This window comes from Vibrio sp. 1078-1, from assembly GCF_033340475.1.
Map to the genome: position 1 here is coordinate 1 of NZ_JAWOWM010000576.1, position 601 is coordinate 601.

The 601-nt window shown below is 47.1% G+C and carries 1 protein-coding gene; it reads right to left on the reverse strand.

What is annotated here, in order from left to right:
• The coding region (locus tag R7190_RS28875; RefSeq protein WP_318138068.1) for a LysR substrate-binding domain-containing protein at positions 1-601 on the reverse strand (601 nt) is incomplete at both ends.

Consider the following 601-nt stretch of genomic DNA (forward strand, 5'->3'; position numbering starts at 1 on the left):
GCTTGCTTCCATCTGGCAGGCTCGACGCCGGCCGGCTGCAAGAAGTGCTTAACAACGTCCAATCTTTGTTTTTGAACCGGATAAGAGAGCATAGTTTGATCGGCAAGATCTTGTGGTTCGATAATTTCTTTGTCAGCTAATGGATGATTGGTTGCAGTAATCAGGCGCATTTCGAAGTCAAACAACGGTTCATAATGTACCTCAGAACGAGGTTGAATATTCGACGTGATAACGAGATCTAACTCGCCAGCCAACAATGCGGGTAGGGGCTCAAACCCAAATCCGGACGAAAAATCCAACGTGACGCTTGGCCACGCCAATTGATATTCCCTTAGAGCAGGCATGAGCCATTGGAAGCATGAGTGACATTCGATCGCCATGTGTAATCGACCGTTGACGTCCTCTTTCAAACTCGCCAGTTCGTTTTCTGCTCTTGCCAGCTTTGGCAAAATATCTTCAGCGAGGCGCAAGAGAATTTCACCCTCAGAGGTAAATTTTACTGGGCGAGTTTTGCGTAAAAATAACTGACCGCCAATACGAGATTCGAGATCTTTGATTTGGTGAGAAAGAGCGGATTGCGTTAAGTGCAAGGCAGTAGCCG